2 protein-coding genes are annotated in these 3,202 nt (G+C 74.0%); one reads left to right on the top strand and one right to left on the bottom strand.

What is annotated here, in order from left to right:
• On the bottom strand, positions 1-242 hold a 242-nt coding region (locus ACFWRV_RS36330; protein WP_384340454.1), incomplete at its 3' end, for a hypothetical protein.
• Here ACFWRV_RS36330 and ACFWRV_RS36325 point away from each other — a divergent pair.
• Entirely contained in the window at positions 183-3,074 is a 2,892-nt protein-coding gene (locus ACFWRV_RS36325) for an Rne/Rng family ribonuclease (protein WP_384340452.1), read from the top strand. The two genes, ACFWRV_RS36330 and ACFWRV_RS36325, sit on opposite strands and share 60 nt — an antisense overlap.
• The last annotated feature ends 128 nt before the right edge of the window (positions 3,075-3,202 follow it).

Below are 3,202 nucleotides of genomic sequence, written 5' to 3'. Positions count from 1 at the left end.
CCGCTGCTGCGGCCGGTTAGGCCTCGCCGTACGACGAGGCCGACGAGGTCGAGGAGCAGCAGACCGCCGAGCAGAGCGCCGAGCCCGCCGAGGCCGCGCCGCAGGGCGGCTCGCGCCGCCGTCGCCGCCGCCGCGGCGAGGCCGAAGCGACCGAGCAGGCCGCCGAGCCCGCCGCCGCCCCGGTGGAGACGCCCGCCGAGCAGGCCGCCGACGAGGCCCCCGAGGCCGAGGCGGACGAGCACGAGGGCGAGGACACCGACGAGTACGGCGACCGCCCCTCGCGCCGCCGCCGTCGTGGCGGCCGTCGCCGCCGTCGTGGCGAGGCCAACGACGCGGACGACGAGCAGAGCGCCGACGACGCGCCCGCGCCGTCCCGCGCCGAGGAGTCCCGCTCCGAGCAGGAGACCCCTGACGCCGCCGACGAGAGCGACGAGGACGACGACTCCTCGGCCTCCGGGTCGAGCAGCAGCCGCCGTCGCCGTCGCCGCCGTCGCCGCAGCGGTGACGGCGCCGCCGAGGCCGACCACGGCACCGCCGACGACCCGGAGCGTACGGTCGTCAAGGTCCGCGAGCCCCGCAAGAAGGAGGAGCGCGAGCCGGGCACCGGCTTCGACGAGGTCCAGTCCATCAAGGGCTCGACCCGCATGGAGGCCAAGAAGCAGCGCCGCCGCGAGGGCCGCGAGCAGGGCCGACGCCGCGTCCCGATCATCACCGAGGCGGAGTTCCTCGCCCGGCGCGAGGCCGTCGAGCGCGTGATGGTGGTCCGTCAGAACGGCGAGCGCACCCAGATCGGCGTCCTCGAGGACAACGTGCTCGTCGAGCACTACGTCAACAAGGAGCAGGCCACCAGCTACGTCGGCAACGTCTACCTGGGCAAGGTCCAGAACGTGCTGCCGTCCATGGAGGCCGCCTTCGTCGACATCGGCAAGGGCCGCAACGCCGTCCTGTACGCCGGTGAGGTCAACTTCGAGGCGCTCGGCATGGCCCACGGGCCGCGCCGCATCGAGACCGCGCTCAAGTCCGGCCAGTCGGTCCTGGTCCAGGTGACCAAGGACCCGATCGGCCACAAGGGCGCGCGTCTGACGAGCCAGGTCTCGCTGCCCGGCCGCTACCTCGTCTACGTGCCCGAGGGCTCGATGACCGGGATCAGCCGCAAGCTCCCCGACACCGAGCGCTCCCGGCTCAAGACCATCCTCAAGAAGATCGTCCCCGAGGACGCGGGCGTCATCGTGCGCACCGCCGCCGAGGGCGCGAGCGAGGACGAGCTGCGCCGCGACGTCGAGCGGCTCCAGCAGCAGTGGGAGGACATCCAGAAGAAGGCGAAGGGCACCAGCGGCTCCAACGCGCCGACGCTGCTCTACGGCGAGCCGGACATGACCGTCCGGGTCGTCCGCGACATCTTCAACGAGGACTTCTCCAAGGTCATCGTCAGCGGCGACGACGCGTGGGAGACCATCCACGGTTACGTCTCGCACGTCGCGCCCGACCTGACGGAACGGCTCTCGCGCTGGACCTCCGAGGTCGACGTCTTCGCGACGTACCGCATCGACGAGCAGCTGATGAAGGCGCTGGACCGCAAGGTCTACCTGCCCAGCGGCGGTTCGCTGGTGATCGACAAGACCGAGGCGATGATCGTCGTCGACGTCAACACCGGCAAGTTCACCGGCCAGGGCGGCAACCTGGAGGAGACCGTCACCAGGAACAACCTGGAGGCGGCCGAGGAGATCGTGCGCCAGCTCCGGCTGCGCGACCTCGGTGGCATCGTCGTCGTCGACTTCATCGACATGGTGCTGGAGTCCAACCGGGACCTCGTGCTGCGGCGGCTCCTGGAGTGCCTGGGCCGCGACCGCACCAAGCACCAGGTCGCCGAGGTCACCTCGCTGGGCCTGGTCCAGATGACCCGCAAGCGGGTGGGCCAGGGTCTGCTGGAGTCCTTCTCCGAGACCTGCGTCCACTGCAACGGGCGCGGCGTCATCGTCCACATGGAGCAGCCGACGTCCGTCGGTGGCGGCGGCGGTGGCGGTGGCAAGAAGTCCAAGAAGCGCGGCCGCGGCGGCGCTGGCCAGGACCACGAGCACGGTCACGACCACGACCACGGCTCCGAGGACCACGCCTCCGCCGAGACCGTGGAGACCGTGGAGACCGAGGCCGAGCTGGCCGCCGAGGTCGCGGCCCCGGTGGCCGTGGAGCCCGCGGTCAGGGAGGACGACGAGTTCTACAGCAGCCCCGCCGAGGCGGAGGCGGCCGCCACGCGCGGCCGTGGCCGCCGCCGGGCCTCCCGCAAGGCGTCGGCCCCGGCCGGCGCTCCGAAGGCCGAGGCGCCCGCCCCGGTCGTCGAGGCGCCCGTCGCCGAGGTCCGGCCCGAGCCGGTCCTCGACACGCCCGCCGGGGCTCCGGCCGCGGAGGCTCCCGAGGCCGCCGAATCCCCCGAGGCTCCGGCCGAGGCCGCGCCCCAGGGTCGTACGCGCCGTCGGGCCACCCGTAAGGCGACCGCCCCGGCGGGTTCGCCGAAGCAGGCCGAGGCCCCCGAGCCGGTCCAGCCGGCCGAGCCCGCCACGGACCCGGTCGCGGTCGAGGACCCGGTCGTCGAGGCGCCTGCCGCCGAGACGCCGGCCCCCGAAGCCCCGGCGGAGCAGGCCCCCGAGGCCGAGGCCCCCGTGGCCGCCCCGCCGCGTGCCCGGCGCCGGGTGACCCGTAAGGTCACCGCTCCGGCCGGCTCGCCCACCGGGTCGGTGGACGCGGAGGTCGTCGTGGTCGCTCCGGCGCCCGAGGCGCAGGCCGCGGAGTCCGACGACCGGGTGGCCGAGGCAGCCGCGGAATCCACCGGTACGACGGAATCCGAATCCGCGGAGGCCGCCCCGGCGAAGAAGACGGCCCGCAAGGCCGCCGCCAAGAAGGCCCCGGCGAAGAAGGCGGCGGTCAAGAAGACCGCCGCGAAGAAGACCGCCGCCAAGAAGACGACGGCGAAGACGACCGCGAAGAAGGCGACGAAGAAGACCGTCGCCGCCGAGCAGTCGTCGGCTTCGGTGAGCGCCTCCACCGATTCCGGGAAGGGTGAGCCCTCGGCCGGCTGACAGCCCGCCGAACACCCTCCGGCTTCCCCGCGGACGGGCCGCCCCCCCGCAAGAGGGGGGGGGCGGCGGCGCTTTCGCGGCGGGGGGGCACGGCCCGGGGCGCGCTGGCCCCACCCCCCCCGAAAAAA

Source organism: Streptomyces sp. NPDC058576 (assembly GCF_042718715.1).
Taxonomy (GTDB): domain Bacteria; phylum Actinomycetota; class Actinomycetes; order Streptomycetales; family Streptomycetaceae; genus Streptomyces.
Note: the sequence above shows the minus strand (reverse complement) of the source record. Positions and strands in the feature narration are given on the sequence as shown.